This is a genomic window from Nocardia terpenica (genome assembly GCF_013186535.1).
GTDB classification, from domain to species: Bacteria; Actinomycetota; Actinomycetes; order Mycobacteriales; family Mycobacteriaceae; genus Nocardia; species Nocardia terpenica.
The window spans coordinates 1,280,646-1,299,200 of record NZ_JABMCZ010000001.1 but is presented as its reverse complement, the minus strand read 5'-3'; the positions used below and the strand labels follow the sequence as shown (position 1 = coordinate 1,299,200).

11 protein-coding genes are annotated in these 18,555 nt (G+C 69.5%); 6 read left to right on the top strand and 5 right to left on the bottom strand.

Annotation, left to right across the window (positions count from 1 at the left end; all coding sequences use genetic code 11):
* The first annotated feature begins 593 nt into the window (after positions 1-593).
* Genes HPY32_RS05930 through HPY32_RS05910 form a run of 5 tightly spaced genes read left to right on the top strand, consistent with a single transcriptional unit; the run spans position 594 to position 14,291 of the window.
* On the top strand, positions 594-7,454 hold the full coding sequence (locus tag HPY32_RS05930; protein ID WP_067592903.1) for a type I polyketide synthase: 6,861 nt from the start codon (positions 594-596) through the stop codon (positions 7,452-7,454).
* Positions 7,455-7,460: 6 nt separating this feature from the next.
* Positions 7,461-11,918, top strand: coding sequence for a type I polyketide synthase (locus tag HPY32_RS05925; protein ID WP_067592906.1), 4,458 nt, complete (start codon positions 7,461-7,463; stop codon positions 11,916-11,918).
* A complete protein-coding gene (locus tag HPY32_RS05920; protein WP_067592909.1) occupies positions 11,915-12,244 on the top strand; it encodes a hypothetical protein in 330 nt (109 codons plus the stop codon). The genes HPY32_RS05925 and HPY32_RS05920 overlap by 4 nt, the downstream gene beginning before the upstream one ends.
* Positions 12,241-13,101, top strand: coding sequence for an alpha/beta fold hydrolase (locus HPY32_RS05915; protein ID WP_067592912.1), 861 nt, complete (start codon positions 12,241-12,243; stop codon positions 13,099-13,101). The genes HPY32_RS05920 and HPY32_RS05915 overlap by 4 nt, the downstream gene beginning before the upstream one ends.
* Positions 13,098-14,291: a glycosyltransferase gene (locus HPY32_RS05910; RefSeq protein WP_067592916.1), complete on the top strand. Its 1,194-nt coding sequence runs from the start codon at positions 13,098-13,100 to the stop codon at positions 14,289-14,291. The genes HPY32_RS05915 and HPY32_RS05910 overlap by 4 nt, the downstream gene beginning before the upstream one ends.
* A 57-nt stretch (positions 14,292-14,348) precedes the next feature.
* Here the strand turns inward: HPY32_RS05910 and HPY32_RS05905 are convergent, their stop codons facing one another.
* The 3 genes from HPY32_RS05905 to HPY32_RS05895 all read right to left on the bottom strand — a co-directional run bounded on the left by HPY32_RS05905 (position 14,349) and on the right by HPY32_RS05895 (position 16,117).
* On the bottom strand, positions 14,349-14,621 hold the full coding sequence (locus HPY32_RS05905) for a hypothetical protein (RefSeq protein ID WP_067592918.1): 273 nt from the start codon (positions 14,619-14,621) through the stop codon (positions 14,349-14,351).
* Between the two features lie 285 nt (positions 14,622-14,906).
* Positions 14,907-15,314, bottom strand: coding sequence for a YbjN domain-containing protein (locus HPY32_RS05900; protein WP_098693833.1), 408 nt, complete (start codon positions 15,312-15,314; stop codon positions 14,907-14,909).
* On the bottom strand, positions 15,311-16,117 hold the full coding sequence (locus tag HPY32_RS05895; protein WP_067592921.1) for an isoprenyl transferase: 807 nt from the start codon (positions 16,115-16,117) through the stop codon (positions 15,311-15,313). The genes HPY32_RS05900 and HPY32_RS05895 overlap by 4 nt, the downstream gene beginning before the upstream one ends.
* Positions 16,118-16,321: 204 nt before the next feature.
* On the opposite strand from HPY32_RS05895, the gene HPY32_RS05890 reads away from it, so the two are divergent.
* A complete protein-coding gene (locus HPY32_RS05890; RefSeq protein WP_067592924.1) occupies positions 16,322-17,062 on the top strand; it encodes an IclR family transcriptional regulator in 741 nt (246 codons plus the stop codon).
* A 159-nt stretch (positions 17,063-17,221) separates the two neighbouring features.
* On the opposite strand, the gene HPY32_RS05885 is transcribed toward HPY32_RS05890, so the two are convergent.
* The gene (locus tag HPY32_RS05885) at positions 17,222-17,644 is read right to left on the bottom strand and encodes a PPOX class F420-dependent oxidoreductase (protein ID WP_067592927.1); all 423 of its coding nucleotides are present in this window, start codon (positions 17,642-17,644) and stop codon (positions 17,222-17,224) included.
* A 57-nt stretch (positions 17,645-17,701) separates the two neighbouring features.
* Positions 17,702-18,478 carry a DNA repair protein RecO gene (gene recO, locus HPY32_RS05880; protein ID WP_067596154.1) on the bottom strand — a complete coding sequence of 259 codons (777 nt, stop codon included), beginning with the start codon at positions 18,476-18,478 and terminating at the stop codon, positions 17,702-17,704.
* Positions 18,479-18,555 lie beyond the last annotated feature (77 nt).

The window sequence follows — 18,555 nt, the reverse complement described above, 5'->3', positions numbered from 1 at the left end:
TTCCGCGGGACGGTGCCCTCCCGCACGCACACCGCACTGTCGCCGGTCGATACGCCACCGATAGTGCTGGTTACGCGGAGATGCTCGCCGCGGGAAGGCGATTCGCTGATCGAGTGCCACGTGCATTGCATGCGTGGTATCGCAAGTTAAACGACTCCAAAAGCAGTCCTATATCATTGCCCATTCTCTTGTTTCCTCGAATGCCCTCGATATGTCAATCGCGATTCGTGATTAATACTTCCAGTTGGAATGAATTCGTGTCACACTCGCTAACAGTTCCTTTACGGCCGACCTATCACTCGGATCGACGCGACTCCGAGTTGAGGCTTCGAGTTGAGAGGGTTTGCGATGGCCGCCTCGCAGCAGACCGAGAGTCGGGCGGCGAGGCGGCGTTCACCCGTCGAGCGACATCCCCGTCGCAACCGACTACTCGCCGATCCGATCGTACGGAAATCTGTGCGACACGCTGTTTTTCGGGCACCACCATCGATAGCTGAGATGAGGATTCCCACCGTGACTGCCGAACATGAGAAATATTACCGACGCCCCAACGAGTTCCGACACTGCCCGATGGGCCGGGCGGGGGAGCCTCTATGACGGCTTTGTCCTCTGCGGCCGAGGCCGTGATCGGAATCAGTCCGTTCGGCGAGCCCAATGCACGGCTCGTCGCTGCGATCTGCGCAGCGGGGGGTCTCGGGGTGCTCGATCTGGGTACGGGGGACCGGCGAGCCCGGCAGGAACTGGCCAGGGCCGGACGTTGGCCTCCGGGGCCGTTCGGGGTGCGGCTGGGGGGTAGCTGTGCGCTCGATCCGGTCGAGCTGGCCGGGGAGGGCGCGGACATCAGCACGGTGGTGCTGGACGCGGACGCTCGGTGGCGGCCCGCCGAACTCCGCTCCCGCTTCCGAGTGCTGGTCGAGGTGACCAGTTCGGAGGAGGCATTGCGCGCGGTGCGGGACGGGGCGCACGGATTGGTCGCCCGTGGCTGCGAATGCGGTGGCCGAATCGGTGAGCTGACCACATTCGTTCTGCTCCAGCAGTTGTTGTCGGCGGAGGCAGTGGATGTTCCGATTTGGGCGTGTGGCGGAATCGGTCCCCGGTCCGCGGCCGCGGCCGTTGTCGGCGGTGCGGCCGGTGTCGTGCTGGATACCCAGTTGGCGTTGCTGGCCGAGTCGAACGTGCCCGGGGAGGTCGCCGCCGCGATCCGCACCATGGATGGCTCCGAGACCACTGTGGTCGACGGGTTCCGGGTGCTGCGCAGGCGCGGGCACGATGCCGTACCGGATCCGGAGGGCCCCGACGTCCGGGGTCGGCTGGGCGCCCGCGATCTACGCGCTCAATTGCTGCCGATCGGTCAGGACGGCTTTCTCGCCGCACGGTTCGCCGAGCAGTGGGGTGATGCCGGGACGGCGGTACGGGCGGTGACCGAGGCCATTCACGACGCGGTGCGAGGCGATGCGCTCGCGGAGGTGCTTGTCCCGGACTCCCCGATGAGCCGCGCACTGGGCACCTCACTCCCCGTCGTGCAGGGGCCGATGACCCGGGTCAGCGACCAAGCGCTGTTCGCTGAACAGGTCGCCGCCGAGGGCGGGCTGCCGTTCATCGCGTTGGCGCTGGCCGACCGAGAGCAGACCCTTGCTCTGCTGGAGCAGACCCGCGACGTGCTCGGTGGGCGGCCCTGGGGGGTGGGGGTGCTCGGCTTTGCGCCGGAGGAGATCCGGGCTGCCCAGCTCGAGGTCATTCGCGCCATCCGCCCGCCGTGTGCGATCGTCGCGGGCGGGCGGCCCTCGCAGGCGTCGGCCCTGGAGGAGGTGGGCATCGAGGCGTTCCTGCATGTGCCGTCCGCCGGTTTGCTGAAACAGTTTCTGGATGCGGGCGCGCGCAAGTTCGTCTTCGAGGGTGCCGAGTGCGGCGGGCATGTCGGACCTCGTGCCAGCTTTCCGCTGTGGGAAGCGCAGATCGACGTCCTGATCAAGTACCTGGATGGAACCTCCGAGTCGGCCGACGGGCTGCGGGTGTTGTTTGCCGGTGGAATCCACGACTCGCGGTCCGCGGCCATGGTGGCCGCGCTGGCCTCCCCACTGGCAGCGCGCGGGGTGGCCATCGGCGTGTTGATGGGCACCGCTTACTTGCTGACCGAACAAGCGGTGAGCTGTGGCGCTATCGAGCCGGTGTTCCAGGACCAGGTGGTGACCGCGCGGCAGACCGTGCTCCTGGAGACCGCGCCCGGCCACGCCACCCGGTGCGTGCGCAGCCCGTTTACCGACACCTTCCTGGCCGTCAAGGACGAACTGCGCGAGCAGGGCGCCACCGACCGGCAGGTATGGGAGACGCTCGAAAGCCTCAACCTCGGCCGGTTGCGGCTGGCCAGCAAGGGAATCGAACGAGTCGGCGACACGCTGGCCCGGGTCGACCGCGACCGTCAGGTCGCCGAGGGCTTGTTCATGGCCGGTCAGGTCGCCGCCCTGCGCGGCGAGGTCACCACGATCCGCGCGCTACACGAGTCGGTGAGCACGGCGGCAGCGGCGTACTTCGTCCGGCGCGCGGCCGACCTGCGGACGCGGTTCAGCGAGCGGGGCGGCGAGCCGCAGGCCCCCGCCCCGCTCGATATCGCGGTGATCGGGATGTCCTGCATGTTCCCGGGAGCGCCGGACCTGGCCAGTTTCGGGGCCACCGTGGTCGGCGGGGTGGACACGATCACCGAGGTGTCACCCGACCGCTGGGATCCGGCGATCTATTACGCGCCGGACGGCGCCGACGGGACGTCCGCGTCGAAATGGGGCGGGTTCCTGCCGGACATCCCGTTCGACGCGCTGCGCTACGGCATCCCGCCGACCGCGTTGAGCAGTATCGAGCCCGTGCAGCTGCTGGCTTTGGAGGCAGCGTGGCGATCACTCGTCGATGCCGGATACGGCGAGCGGGTTTTCGATCGGTCACGAACGTCCGTGATCTTCGGCGCCGAGTCCGGTAGCGACCTGTCCAGTACGATTTCGCTGCGTGCCTGCCTGCCGGGCTATCTCGGTGAGCTGCCTGCCGCGCTGGACGCCCAGCTGCCCAAGCTGACCGAGGACTCGTTTCCCGGGATGCTGGCCAACGTCATCGCCGGGCGGATCGCGAATCGGCTCGGTCTCGGCGGCGCCAACTACACGGTGGACGCGGCATGCGCGTCCTCGCTGGCGGCGGTGGACGCGGCCTGTAGGGAATTGGCCCTCGGCACCAGCGACGTGGTGCTGTGCGGCGGCGCCGACCTGCATAACGGGATCGGTGACTATCTGCTCTTCTCGTCGGTGCATGCCCTGTCGCCCACCGGCCGGTCGCGCTCCTTCGATGATTCGGCGGACGGCATCGTCCTCGGCGAGGGTGTGGCCTGCGTGGTGCTCAAGCGGCTGGCCGACGCCGAACGCGATGGCGACCGGATCTACGCGGTCATCAAGGGGGTGGGCAGGTCGAGCGACGGCAGGTCGATGGGCCTGACCGCGCCGCGGCCGCAGGGGCAGCGGCTTGCGCTGGAACGGGCGTATCGCAATGCGGGTATCTCGCCCGCCGAGGTCGGACTGCTCGAGGCGCACGGTACGGGGACGATGGTGGGTGACCGCACCGAGTTGGCCGTCCTGACCGACGTGTTCACCGATGCGGGCGCGAATCCCGGTGGTTGCGTGCTGGGTTCGGTGAAATCGCAGATCGGGCATACGAAGTGCGCGGCAGGCATGGCCGGTCTGATCAAGACCGCGTTGGCGTTGCGCTCCGGGGTGTTGCCGCCCACGCTGCATGTGACGCGGCCGAACTCGGGGTGGGACGCCGAGTCCAGCCCATTCGTGTTCCACGCCGCGGCGCGGCCGTGGGCTGCCGCCCCCGCGCAGCGGGTTGCCGGGGTGAGCGCGTTCGGCTTCGGCGGCACCAACTTTCACGTCGTCCTGCGAGCCTATGAGGGCGGGGCGCCGTCGAAGCACGCCCTCGACGAGTGGCCCGCCGAGTTGTTCACCTTCCGGGGCGCGGACCGGCAGGCCGCTACCCGCGAGGTCGAGCGGTTGCTGAAACTGGTCGACGCCGACGAGCCATGGCGATTGCGTGATGTGGCACTGGCCGCATCGCGTCGCTCCGACTCCCGCGCCGAACCGGTGCGGATCGCGGTGGTGGCCAGCGACCTGGAACAGTTGCGCGGCCTGCTGCGCCGCGCGATAACCGGCGAAGATGACCCCTCGGGTGGTGTCTTTGTCTCCGACCCGGAATGGGACCGGGACGGTGCGGTTGCGTTCCTGTTCCCGGGACAGGGCAGCCAGAGCCCGGGGATGCTCGCCGAGTTGATGGTGACCTTTCCGGAGGTCCAGTACTACCTGCAACGTGGCCGCCGCTGGGCCGACGCCCTCTATCCGCCGGTCGCGTTCGACCTTGCCACGGCCAAGGCACAGCAGGAACGGATCACCGACACCAGGGTCGCCCAGCCCGCGCTGGGCATCGTCGGCATGGCCGCCCACGACCTGCTCACCGCGGCGGGGGTACGGCCGGACATGATGGCGGGGCACAGCTACGGCGAGCTGGTAGCGCTGTGCGCGGCCGGGGCGTTCACCCCGGATACGCTGCTGGAGCTCAGTGCCGCTCGCGCCGAAGCGATCCTCTCCTCGACCGGTGCCGACCCCGGTGCGATGGCCGCGGTGTCCGCCGGTGCGCGGGAGGTCGCCGAGGCCCTTCGCGCCGCCGATCTCGCCGACCGGGTTGTGGTGGCCAACCAGAATTCGCCGAAGGAAACCGTGGTCTCCGGCCCGAGCGCCGCGGTGGACACGGCGGTGCGGCGGCTGCACGCGGCAGGGCTGCGCGCCAAGCGAATTCGAGTCGCCTGCGCGTTCCACAGTCCGCTGCTGGGGCGCGCCCGCGAGCGCTTCGCCGACGTACTCGCGGACACACCGGTGTGCGAAGCCGAGGTGCCGGTCTGGTCCAACCGCACCGCGGCCGGATACCCCACACACCCCGAGCAGGTGCGCAGCGAACTCTCCGCCCAGATCGACGCACCCGTGCGGTTCGGGGACCAGGTCGAGGCGATGTACGCCGAGGGCGCACGGGTGTTCGTGGAGGTCGGCCCCGGTTCGGTGCTCACGGGACTGGTATCGGACATTCTCGGTGACCGTCCACATCGGACGGTGAGCTGCGAGGGCGGACGGGGCCTGACGGGGTTCCTGCGGGCATTGGCGCGGCTGGCCACGTCCGGAGTTCGAGTGGACACGGAATGGCTGTTCCAGGGACGGGACGCGATCGACGCTTATCACGCCACCTCACCGCAACGGCCTGGGTGGATCGTCAATGGGCACCGTGTCCGGACCGTCTCCGGCGCGGCGCTGGCCGGTGCGCTCGAGCCGCCGCAACGTATAGCGCTGGGGGACACTGTGTTACAGCAACGTGCCACCGTGAACAATGGCGGCGCCCTCGGCCACGACCGGGAGGCGCTGATCTCCCAGTTCTTGCGGACCAGCCAGGAAATGGTCGCCGCCCAGCGGGACGTGCTGCTCAGCTACTTCGGGGAAGCGCCACCACCGCGCGCCGCCGCGGAACTCCAGGCCGTTTCGGCGGCTGCCGAGCAAGCTCCGGTGCCGCCGCACGAAACCGTCGAGCCGAAACAGGCGTTGGTCACGCTGTCCACGGACGACATCCTGTCTGCGGTCGCGGAATTGATCAGTGAGCGAACCGGATACCCGGTCGACATGATCGAATCAGACCTTGATCTCGAGGCGGACCTGAGCATCGACTCGATAAAGCGGGCCGAGATCGTCGGGGAGCTGGTCGGGAGGATCATCCCGGCCGACACCGCCGGGGTGACCGAACTCGACGACACCGAACTGGAGGAACTGTCCAAGGCGCGAACCACTTCGGCTATCACCGAGTGGCTGCTTGCCCGCCGTGATGACGACGCCGATGCGCGAGCAACCCCGGCCCGGGACGACGGTTCGCCCGACACCATCGCGGAGAAGCCTGCCGAGCAGGCGGTTCGGCCGGGCGCGGTGCCCAAACGGCTGCTGCTGAAGGAGGTGCCGCTCCCCGCAGGCGACCTCGCACGCGGAAAAGCCCTGCACGGCAAGCGGTTCGTGATGCTGGGCTCGGGAAACGGCCTCGCCGAGAGCCTGGCGACCAGGCTCGCAGCGCTCGGCGCCGACACCGTCACCCGGGAAGCGACCCACCGGATCGGCGAGCCGGACGGCCACGTGGACGGTGTGTGGTACCTCGATGGACTCTCGGACACGGACACGCCGGTGCTGCCGGAATCGTTCCCGGTATTTCGAGCGGCTCTGCTGCGTAATCCGGAGTGGCTGGTCGCCGTGCGGTCGGCCGCCGCCGAGCCGGACGACCGCACGGCCGGGCTGCGCGGGCTGTTTCGCGCGCTGTCTCGGGAATACCCGGACACGACGGCGCGGCTCGTCGAGGTCGACCCGCGGCGCGCGCCGGACGCACTGGCCGAGGAACTGCTCGCCGAACTGCTCGCCGAGGATCGAATCCCCGTGGTGCGGCGCTGCGACGGCGTCCGGCACGGATTCGATCTCGTCGAGGCGGGTCTCGGCCCGCTCGGCGCCACCGGTGCCGGTCCTGCGGGTGATTGCACGGCGGAGGCGAGCGCGCTGGGCCTCGATCGCGAATCGGTGGTCCTGCTGATCGGCGGAGCGCGCGGGATCACCGCGCGGTTCGCGGCCACGCTCGCGGCGGCGAGCCGCTGTCGGCTCGAGCTGGTCGGGCGGACCGCCGCGCCGGTCGGCCCGGAGGATCCGGCCATCGCGGCGGCGACCGACCGCGCGGCCTTGCGCGCCGCGCTGATCGCGCAGGGCCGACGGTCGGCGGCCGACATCGAACGGACGGTCGGCGAGATCTCAGCCCAGCGCGAGATCGGGACGAGCCTGGAAGAACTGCGCGAATTGGGCAGCGACGTGCGGTACCACTCGCTGGATGTGCACGACGCCGAAGGCGTGCATCGGCTCGTGAAGGACATCCACAGCGAGCACGGCCGTCTGGACGGTCTGGTCTACGCCGCGGGCGTGATCGAGGACAAACTGGTCGCGGACAAGGACCTGGCATCCTTCCAGCGGGTCTTCGGAACCAAAGTGGACGGTGCGAGAGAGCTGCTCGACGCGGTGCAGGGACTGCCGAACGGACCGCGGTTCGCGGTGCTGTTCGGCAGCATCGCGGCGGTGCTCGGCAACCGCGGCCAAGCCGATTACGCAGCGGCCAACGACGCGCTACAGAGCCTTGGGTCGCGGTGGGCGGCTCGCACCGGCCGACGGGCGCTGACCGTCCACTGGGGACCCTGGGCGCCGGTCGGCCCGCACGGCGGAATGGTCAGCCCGGAACTGGGCCGGGAGTACGTCCGCCGAGGGATCGAGTTGATCGACCCGGAGGAAGGCGCCCTCGGCTTGCTGCGCGAGCTGGCCTGGGGTGAGCCCGCTGTCGATACGGTCGTCTACACGGCCTCCGGGTGGTGAATTCCGATGCTGGGCAACACTCCGGTCGCGATCGTGGGGATGGCGGTGATGCTGCCGGGCGCGGGTGAGCTGGGAACCTACTGGCGGAACCTGGTGGACGGGGTGGACGCGATCACCGACGTGCCCGCCAACCGATGGGACTCCGCGGTCTTCTACGAGCCGGATGCCGCGGAAGGGCCGGGGCGAGCGGACCGAATCTACTGCCGTCGCGGCGGATTCGTCGACGAGTTCGCGGAGATCGACGCGCTCCCGTTCGGGATCATGCCGAACGCGGTGCCCGGTATCGAACCCGATCAGCTGATCGCCCTGCGGGTGGCGGCCGCGGCCATCGCCGACGCGGGCGGGCAGGACCGGCTGCCGGGCGATCGGCAGCGGGTCGGCGTGATCCTCGGCCGCGGTGGTTATCTCAGCGCGGGTCAGGCTCGGCTGGCGCAGCGGGTTATCACTACCACCCAGCTGGTACGCACCCTCGGCGAGTTGTTTCCCGAGCTGAGTCCCGAGCGTCTGGACCGGGTGCGCGCGGCGTTCCACGAAAGGCTCGGACCCGAGGAACCAGGGTCGGCCGTAGGCGTGGTACCCAACTTCGTCGCATCTCGGGTCGCCAACCGGCTGGATCTGCGTGGGCCCGCGTACACACTGGACGCGGCCTGTGCCTCCTCGCTGGTCGCGGTCGATCACGCGGTGCGCGAACTCGTCAGCGGCCGTTGCGATCTGGTGCTGGCCGGCGGGGTCCATCATTGCCACGACGTGACGCTGTGGAGCGTGTTCGCCCAGTTGCGGGCGCTCTCGCCGAGCGAGCGTATTCGCCCGTTCGATCGCGGCGCCGACGGTCTGCTGATGGGGGAGGGCACCGGAGTGGTCGCACTCAAACGGCTGTCCGATGCCGAGCGGGACGCCGACCGGATCTACGCGGTGATCAGGGGCGTCGGGGTGGCCAGCGACGGCCGCAGTGCCAGCCTGCTCAACCCGGACCCACAGGGTCAGCAGCGAGCGGTGCGGCAGGCGTGGCGCGCGGCGGGCTTGGATCCGGCCGAGCCGGGCTCGGTCGGCCTGCTGGAGGCGCACGGCACCGCGACACCGGCCGGAGACGCGGCCGAATTGGCCACCCTGGGCCAGGTATTCGGCCCCGCCCACGGCGAACGCCCGGTGATCGGCTCGGTGAAGTCGATGATCGGTCATGCCATGCCCGCCGCGGGCGTGGCGGGCATGATCAAGGCCGCGCTCGCGGTGTACCACGGCGTGCTCCTGCCGACCCTGCACTGCGAAGACCCGCACCCGGCCCTGGCGAGGACCAGGTTCCAGCCGCTCGACTCCGCACGACCGTGGGAAAGCATTGGCGGACAGCGGATTCGCCGGGCCGGGGTGAACGCTTTCGGTTTCGGCGGCATCAACGCACACGTCGTCCTGGAACAGGCGCCGACCGGTGCGGTCGGCGCGGCGGTCGTTACGCCGGTTGCCGAACCCGAGCGGGTGCTGCGGCTGTCCGCGGACAGTCCGCAGCGCCTTGCCGAACTGCTCGACGCCGACGATTCGGCGATACTCGCGCGCGGTCGTGCCGACGACCACCGTCGTCCCACGGGCGGCAGCAGGCTCGGCATCGTCGATCCGACCGCCAAACGGCTGGCGCTGGCCAGACGGGTGGTGGCGAACGGCCGTGCCTGGCGCGGCCGCAACGACGTCTGGTTCACACCGGAGCCCCTGCTCGGCGGTGCGGGCAAGCTGGCCTTCGTTTTTCCCGGTCTCGAGGCGGAGTTCGACCCCCGGGCCGCCGATATCGCGGAGCATTTCGGACTATCCGTGCCGGGATACCCGGCCAATCCCGATGGCGGGATTCTGGTTGGCGATGTCGGTCGGCACGCGGTCGGCGTCGTGAGCCTCGGCCGGTTGCTGAACGCCGCCCTGCGACGGATGAGGATCACCCCGGACGCGATGGCCGGGCACAGCGTCGGCGAATGGACCGCGATGGTGGCCAGCGGCATGTGCACCAGCGCCACCGCGGACGAACTCGTCACCTCGTTCGACCCCGACTCGGTGCGGCGCCTCGGATTGGCGTTCGCGGTGATCGGCGCACCGGCCGATCGGGTGCTGGCGGCGCTCGAGGACCGGCAGGAGATCGTCCTGTCCCACGACAACGCACCGAATCAGTCGATGGTCTGCGGCCCGAAGCCGATCGTCGAAGAATTCGTGCGGTGGTTTCGTGCCCGCAAGGTGCTCGGGCATGTGCTGCCGTTCCAATCCGGTTTCCACACACCGATGCTGGAGCCCTACCTGGACCCGGTCAGGCGGATCGCGCGGCACCTCGAGACGCTGCCGCCCAGCGTGCCGGTCTGGTCGGCGACGACCGTGTCCCCCTACCCGTCCGACGCGGACGACATCCGTGAGCTGTTCTTCCGGCATCTCCTGGAACCGGTGCGGTTCCGCCCGCTGATCGAGGCGATGTATGCGGCAGGCTTCCGCGCGTTCATCCAGGTCGGCACGGGACAGCTCGGCTCGCTCATCGGCGACACCTTGCACGGTAAGGATCATCTCGTCGTCCCCGCCGCCTCGCCGCATCGCAGCGGGCTGGACCAACTGCGGCGAGTCGCCAACGCCCTGTGGGTGGACGGCGGCACAGCCGACACCGATGTTCTGCTCACCCGACACACAGCGGATCGCGCAGTTCAGCGCGGTTCGCCGATGCGGTTGGAGCTCGGCTCCGCACTGGTCTCGCTGGACGATCGGACGAGCCGGGAACTACTGCCGCTTGTGGAACGGCCCACCGGCCATACGAACTCCGGCACCGGCTTGTCCACCTTGCGGCAATTCGCGAATCGATACCCGGTGGCCGCGGAGCTTCACTCGCTGCTGAACAACACCGCCGACACTGCGGCCACACTCATCGCGGCCCGTGAGCGATCCTCGACGCCTCCACCGGGTGAGATTCGGGACGTGCTGCGGGTGTCGGTGGAGACGATGCCGTACCTGCTGGATCACGGTTTCATCCAGCAACGCCGCGACTGGCCGGACGACGCCGACCGCTTTCCGGTGCTACCGGCCACCACCATGATCCAGCACATGATGGACTTCGCCGAACAAGCCGCACCCGGCCGGAAGGCCGTCGCCGTCCACGATGTCCTGTTCCACCGGTGGGTGACCGCCGCACCCCCAACCGACGTACCGGTCACCGTGACACCCGAATCGGACAGCCGAGTCGCCGTATCGTTCGGCCCCTACGCGCGGGCGGTCATCGAGCTGGATCCGTCGTACCCCGCCGCCCCGCCGCCACCCTGGGACCCCGAGCCCGCTGCCGAACGCCCACCGGTGCTCACCGCCGAACAGCTGTACACCGGACGCTGGATGTTTCACGGACCCCGGTTCCAAGGGGTCGGCGAGCTCATCGCGACCGGCGACGCACACATGCGCGGCACGATCACCACGCCCGGCGCACCAGGAGCCCTGTTGGACAACGCCGGTCAGATCCTCGGCTGCTGGGTGATGACCAGCTTGACCGAACACAATGTGGTGCTTCCGGTGCGGCTGGGCGGAATCCGATTCTTCGGTCCACATCCCGAGGCGGGCACGAAGATCGACTGCTTCGTCCGGATCACTTCGGTCACCGATTCCCACGTCGAGGCCGACCTGCAACTGGTGGCCGACGGGAGGGTGTGGGCCGAGCTCACCGGCTGGCGGGACCGCCGTTTCTCCACCGGCCCGCCGACCGAACGCTTTCCCGAGCGGCACCTGCTGTCGGACCCCCAATCCGGTGGTTGGGCATTGCTTTTCGAAGGCTGGCAGGACCTGGCCTCCCGCGACCTCGTTATCCGTAACCACCTCAGCAGCGGCGAGCGGGAGGACTACGAGCGGTGCCCGCCGGGCGCCCGTCGGCAGTTCGCGCTCGGTCGCATCGTGGCCAAGGACGCGGTACGGCAATGGCTCTGGACCGACAGCGACGACCCGATCTTCCCCGCCGAGATCAAGGTGAGCAACGCCCCCGACGGCCGACCGCTGGTGGCGGGCCTGCACGGGCGAATACTGCCGGAACTGACCGTGTCCATCGCGCATCGGAGGGAAGCCGCGGTAGCGATCGCCCGGCCGTCGAGCGGGACCGGTGGTCCTGCCGTGGGGATCGACATCGAGGAAGTCACCGAACGCGCGGGCGGCACTCACGAGATCGCCCTCGGCGCAGCCGAACGCGCACTGCTCTCCGCCCGATGCGCGGCAACCGGTGAACCGGAAGCGTTGTGGTTCACCAGGTTCTGGACGGCCAAGGAAGCCGTCGCGAAAGCGGAAGGCACCGGCCTGCAAGGGCGACCACGTGACTTCGCCGTGGTCGCCGCCGAGCCGTCCGAGCTCGCCGTGGAAATCGGGCCCCGCCGCTACCGGGTGCGCTGCGCGCAGGTGAGCAACCCGCCCGCATTGCCGATCAGGACCTACGTCGTGGCGTGGACCGCGACGGAACCGCAGGACGAGGAGGCGACTCGATGAATATCGGCAACTCGGACGTACCGGTGCGAGCGGACGAGGCCGCGGTCTGCGCCGAGATCGCCGCGATGATCCGGGACGTGCTGGACGATTACGACCTGGAGGACCTCGAGATCGGCATGGACACCGCGTTCGGCGAGGATCTGGAATTCGAGAGCATCGACATGGTCGCGTTGGGGGAGTCCCTGGACGCGCGGTACGGCCACGCGGTCAACTTCGCCGAATTCGTGGCGGACATGGAACTCGATCAGATCATCAACCTCACCGTCGGCCAACTGGTCGAGCACGTGACCACCTGTCTGCGCGCAGCCGAAGGAGCCGACCGGTGAGCCGGGTCCGGGCGAACGGAGTCGATCACCACGTGCGACGGTTGACCGCGCGGGGCACCGCGGTGGCCGACCAGGCGCCGATCGTGGTGTGCATCCACGGCATTTGCTTCGACAACATGGCAAGCTACTACTTCACACTCGGATTCCCGTTCACCGACGCCGGGTTCGACGTGATCCTGTACGACTTGCGGGGACACGGAAAGAGTGAGCGCCCCCCGAGCGGATACACGCTGGACACCTTCGTCGCCGATCTCGACGCACTCCTCGACCAGCTCGACATCAGGCGCCCGGTGCACCTCGTCGGCAACTCCTACGGCGGAACGGTGGCCTTCAACTACGCGGTGCGCCGCCCGGATCGCACAGCGACCGTCACGATGATCGAGTCACGCCCCGCGACCGAGGCGTGGGCGAGTTTCGCAGCGCAGAGCTTGCAGTATGTCGCAGCGAACCAAGACAGCGAGGACAACCTGCTGGCGCGCTGGGTCGCCGAGGCGAGTAGGACGGGGCCGTTGCGATCCAGCCAGTATGCGCACTTCCTCCGCATCGGAAAGGCCGCCGAGCAGCTGATGCGTACCACAACGGTCGTCCGCGACGTCCCCGTCGGCCACCTGGTCGGCGAGGACGAGATCCGCGCGGTGCGCTGTCCCGTACTGCTCATCTACGGCAGCGACGGGTTGGTCACCGACGTGATTCCGTGGGTGGAGTCGCTGCTCCCCAACTGCCGGTCCGCCGTCCTGCCCGGTCTGAAGCACTCGGTACTGCTGGACGCCCCCGCCCAAGTGCACGACCTCATCGTCACCTGGATTTCGGAACACACGCATACGGAGACACCGCGAGGAGGAGGCGACGGAACGTGAGCAGATACCTGTTCGTAGTACCCCCACTGGTCGGCCACATCAACCCCCTCGTCGGCGTGTCGGCCGCACTGACCGAGCAGGGCCATCAGGTGGCGTGGGCGGGCCCACCGGAGATGATCCGACAACTGGCCGGAGGGGAGACAATCGCTTACCCGGCCTGTGGTTGGGACAGCGAGACACCACCCGTTCAGCCACTGGAATACCGCTCGCCCGCGATCGGACTGAAGCTGCTGTGGGAGAAGGTCCTCGTACCCCTGGCCGACGCCATGGCTCCAGGCGTGTCCGCGGCGATCGCCGATTTCGTACCGGACGTTCTGGTGGTCGACCAGCACGCGGTGGCGGGCGCATTGATCGCGCAACGGTTCGGCCTGCCCTGGGCGACCTCCGCTACCACCCCGGCCGATCTCGTCGATCCCCTGGCCGGACTGCCGAAAGTGCAAGCCTGGCTTACCGACCTGGTCCGCGACCTCCGCCAACGAATCGGCGACCCCACCGCCGAGGATGCCGACCCCCGGTTCTCCCCGCACTTGGTGCTGGCGTTCACGACCGACGCACTCGTCGGACCCGATGTCGAGGTCGGAGAACAGATCCGGTTCGTGGGCCCGTCGGTCACCGCGCGACCATCCGAATCGGATTTTCCGTGGGATTGGCTGGACCCGGCGCGACAGACCGTCCTGATCACGCTGGGCACGATCTGCACCACCGGGGTGGACCGATTTCTCACCGCGGCCGCGGAGGCCATCGCCGCCCGAGCCGAACGACTCCAAGCGGTCATCGTCGACCCAGGCGGCGTACTCGGCGCCCTGGGGCCGAACATCCTTGTCCGACCGCGCGTTCCGCAGGTACCGCTCTTGGCGAAAACCGACGCCGTGATCTGTCACGCCGGGCACAACACCGTCTGTGAATCCCTGTGGCACGGACTCCCGCTCGTCATGGCGCCCATCGTCAACGACGAATCCATTGTCGCCAGCCAGGTGGTACGAGCCGGTGCGGGCATCCGCGTCCGGTTCAACCGAGCGACCACTCGACACCTGGGCGATGCGGTGGACGCCGTACTCACCCAGCCGCACTACAGTCAGGCCGCGGCGCAGCTGCAGCGGTCCTTCCGTTCCGCTGGGGGCGCCTGCGCCGCCGCGGCCGAACTGGAGACGTTCGCCGCCCGCACGGTGATGCCGAATCCGTCCACGTGAGCTGTTGCCTGTCGCTGAGGACCCTGCTTTCCGGCGGGCTGCGGGCGTCAGGGGGTGTCAGGACTGGCCGATGCCGGGCGCGGTGCGGTAGTCGAGGCCGGCGAGGATGTGGTGGATCGCTGCCAGGTCTGCGCCGACCCGGGCGGCGAGGTCCGCGCCGGTGCGAGGCGGGGTCCGGCGCTGATTCCAGAGTTGGGTGATCTGGTGCAGGGCGGCGGTGTCGCGCAGGTCGCGGGCGATGCGTTCCAGGGTGGCCGTAATGTCGGCGACGATGTCGCCGTCAGTGGCCCGGTCCGGGTGCTGGCCGGGGGCTGGCGCAGGCTGTGACATGGCGGTCGGTTTCGGTCGGCGACAGGGAATGCGTTGCCTTGCTTCGGAATTCGTCTCCGATGTTCGAGTGTGCGCTGTTCGTGTCACCGGCGGTGGGGTCTTTCGTCATGTTCGCGCAGTAATGCACCGCCCCTACCCCTATCCCGTTCGGGCACCTGCCGGTGCTGCCCTGGACGGGTTCCCAGCACCGGCCGCCGATTCCGTCTTCCTTCTGCGGCACCCACGCAGGACCGGTGACCAACTGCCGAGGCTCCGACTGGTATGGCCAGAAATGCGGGGAGGCGGTCAGGGCAGTAAGCCGCGGCGGGCCTGGCCCGCGCCGGACAGGACCAGCAGCAGCATGGTGGCCAGCGCCTCGTCGTCCAGGCCCGCGGCCGGGAAGGTGTAGCGCAGGATCACATCCGCGAGATCGCCGTGCGCGATGACGGTGAGCGACCCGAACTGCAGCGCGTTGTTGCGCTCGGCGACCCGCCTGTGCAGCTGCGGCTTGCGCGGGCGATCCCAGGCCAGCACGCAGGTCAGGGTGAGGACGTCCAGGCCCGGGGCCAGGGTGACCGCGCGCAGCGAGCACAGCGCGCCGTCGTATTCGAAACCCAGGCCGCCGTTCTCGACCCGGACGGCGATGTCGTAGCGGGCCAGGCAGGCGCCGGCGCGGGCCTGCAACTCCTCCGCGGTCTTCTGCTCGGTGCTCACTTCACCCCACCGAACCGACGGTCGCGCTTGGCGTACTCCACGCACGCCTCCCACAGATTGCGGCGGTCGAAATCGGGAAACAGCGTGTGCTGGTAGACGAATTCGGCGTAGGCGGACTGCCAGATCAGGAAGTTGGAGCTGCGTAGCTCGCCGGACGGGCGCAGGAACAGATCCACGTCCGGCATATCCGGCTCGTCCAGGAAGCGGGCGAAGGTGTCCTCGGTGATCTTCTCCGGGTCCAGGTCACCGGCGGCCACGCGGCGCGCGATTTCCCGTGCGGCGTCGGCGATCTCGGCGCGACCACCGTAGTTGACGCACATGGTGAGGGTCATCACCGTATTGTCCTTGGTGAGCTCCTCGGCGATCTCCAGTTCCTTGATCACGCTGCGCCACAGGCGCGGTCGCCGCCCGGCCCAGCGCACCCGCACGCCCATCTCGTGCATCTCGTCGCGGCGGCGGCGGATCACATCGCGATTGAAGCCCATGAGGAAGCGCACCTCGTCCGGGCTGCGCCGCCAGTTCTCGGTCGAAAAGGCATACGCGGACAGCCATTTCACGCCGATCTCGATGCAGCCCTCGACGGTGTCCAGCAGCACCGCCTCGCCGCGCTCGTGCCCCGCGGTGCGCGGCAGCCCGCGCTCCTGCGCCCAGCGGCCGTTGCCGTCCATCACCAGTGCTACGTGCTTGGGCACGAACTCCGCGGGCAGCGCGGGCGGCCTGGCCCCCGACGGATGCGGCGACGGCGGGCGAACGGTGCGGGTGGTAGTGGTGGAGGAGGCGCGGTTACCGATCACGCCCACCATCCTGCAACACGTCGCCGGGCAGACGACCGGGACCACCGGGTTCGCACCGGTTCTCCACACAATCTCCTGAAAAACACCGTCCGGTTTCCTGCTTTAACGGTCTCTTTACGCCCGTGCGGGTGCCCGGGCGTTCCATTCCGAGGACCCTCACCGATACAAGCACGGGGCTCGGGTTCGTGTGCACGATCCGATCGGGAGGGCAAAGTGAGCGAAGCGACACGGGAGCGGACCGTCGGCCGCGGCGTATTGGAGGGGGCGTTCGCCCTGCTGGAGGCCCTGGTGCGCGAGGAGGAGGCGGGCCTGACCGAATTGTCGATGTCGTCCGGGCTGCCGAAGGCCACCACCTACCGGCTGCTCGGGCAGCTCATCGAGGAGGGCGCGGTGCAGCGGCGCGCGGGCCGCTACCGCCTGGGCCCGCGCATGTTCCGGCTCGGCCAGACCTGGCAGCCCGCGCAGCTGCTGCGGACCGCGGTCGCGCATCCGATGCGGCAGCTGGTGGCGGCGACGGACCGCGGCGGGTTCACCCTCTCGCTGACCGATCGCGGCGACACCATGCTGATCGCCTCGGTCAACCGCGAGATCGAGGAGGCGTATCCGTTCCGCCCCGGCACGCTGCTGCCGCCCGGGACGGCAGCCGAACAGATCCTCACCGCGGCCCACCCGAATCCCGTACCGCCGGAAGGCTTCTCACCCCTGGAATGGCGCCGCCTCACCGCCGCCGCCCGCGACCGCGGCATGGCCTACGACCTCGACACCCGCCGCTACGGCGTCGCCTGCGTCGCGGCCCCGGTGCGCGGCCCCGCCGGAGAGGTGGTAGCCGCCCTGGCCGCAACGGTTTTCGAGCCCGACCGCATCCCGGCCCTGGGCCACGCCGTGCAGCAGGCGGCGGGGTTGGTGACCACCCACCTGGCCCGCCTTCTCCGCTCGAGCCGGGCGGGGCTGTAGGGGAGGATCCCGGCCAAAAGCGCGCCGGGAAAATTGTGACAGCGCGTCGGAAATGGTGACGGCACGCCCGGAATGGTGACGCCACGCCCGGAATGGTGACGGCACGCCCGGAAAATTGTGACGCCACGAATGCTCGAGGGTGGCGTCACAATGGCCCGTCTACTGCGCCCAGGGGCCGACGCCGCCGACCTTTTCGATGCGGATGCGGGTCAGGTAGCCATCCGGGGCGTCGGCGGGCGGGAACTTCGCGCCCGGCGTCGCCAGGGTCTTGGCCAGCTCGCGGAGGAGTTGCGGCGCACCGCCTTCCACGACCCGGGCGGTGCCGGTGAGCAGGAGGTAGGGGCGCATGGTCTCGCCCAGTTCCGGCGCGAGGATCGTCACCGCCACCCGCGGGTCGCGGCGCACATTGCGGATCTTCTTGTGCTCGGAGAGGTGCCCGACCACCAGTTCGTCACCGTCCGGGGTGGATTCCAGCGCCACCCACACGACCGAGACCTGCGGGCTGCCGTCGGGGTTCAGCGTGACCAGGGTGGCGTCGGCGCCGGGGCCGATGAGATCGCGCGCGGCGGTGTCGAGTTTCATGCCTTCTTCTACGGCGCGGCCGATGCTTTCATTCCCCGGGCGCTCACCCGGCCCGGCTCACCCGACCCGGCTCTGCGCCGGTTCGGCGCTCACGCCGTGCGGGCGGGAGCGTTCGATCAGGGGCAGGGTGCGCAGCTGGCGTTCCAGGTGCCACTGCAGGTGCGCGGCGGTGAGGCCGCTGGCCTGGCGGCGGACGACGTCGGGAACGGCGTCGATGCCGGTCCACGCGCCGCGGTAGAGCGCGCTCATGAGGTCGAGGACGCCCAGGGCGGGGGTCGCGGAGCCGGGCGGGCGGCAGTGCACGCACACCGCTCCCCCGGCGGCCACGTGGAAGGCGCGGTGCGGGCCCGGGGTGGCGCAGCGCGCGCAGTCGTCCAGGGCCGGGGCCCAGCCCGCGAAACCCATGGCGCGCAACAGGAATGCGTCCAGGATCAGCTCGTGCGGGCGCTGCCGGGCGGCGATCGCCCGCAGCGCGCCGGCGGTCAGGGTGTGCAGCCGGGGCGCGGGGGCGCGCTCCTCACCGGCCAGCCGCTCGGCGGTCTCGAGCACCGCGCAGGCGGTGGTGTAGCGGCCGTAGTCGTCGACGATGGCGGCGGCGAACGCCTCCACGGTGTGCACCTGGGTGATGGTGTCGAGAGTGCGGCCCGGGTACAGCTGCACATCCACGTAGGCGAACGGTTCCAGCCGCGCCCCGAACCTGGATCGGGTGCGCCGCACCCCCTTCGCGACCGCCCGCACCAGGCCGTGCTGGCGGGTGAGCAGCGTGACGATGCGATCGGCCTCCCCCAGCTTGTGCTGACGCAGCACGACAGCCTGATCCCGATACAACCGCACGCCCCACATCCTCGCATGCCGCATCGACACGCTCGATCCGCCACGCCTGCCCGCTCATCGGCCGATTCCGAGTCGGT

Coding starts and splice junctions, on each gene's coding strand:
- HPY32_RS05925 (WP_067592906.1), top strand. CDS start 7,461: ATGCTGGGCAACACTCCGGTCGCGATCGTGGGGATGGCGGTGATGCTG.
- HPY32_RS05885 (WP_067592927.1), bottom strand. CDS start 17,644: ATGAAACTCGACACCGCCGCGCGCGATCTCATCGGCCCCGGCGCCGAC.
- HPY32_RS05905 (WP_067592918.1), bottom strand. CDS start 14,621: ATGTCACAGCCTGCGCCAGCCCCCGGCCAGCACCCGGACCGGGCCACT.
- HPY32_RS05895 (WP_067592921.1), bottom strand. CDS start 16,117: ATGGTGGGCGTGATCGGTAACCGCGCCTCCTCCACCACTACCACCCGC.
- HPY32_RS05920 (WP_067592909.1), top strand. CDS start 11,915: ATGAATATCGGCAACTCGGACGTACCGGTGCGAGCGGACGAGGCCGCG.
- HPY32_RS05930 (WP_067592903.1), top strand. CDS start 594: ATGACGGCTTTGTCCTCTGCGGCCGAGGCCGTGATCGGAATCAGTCCG.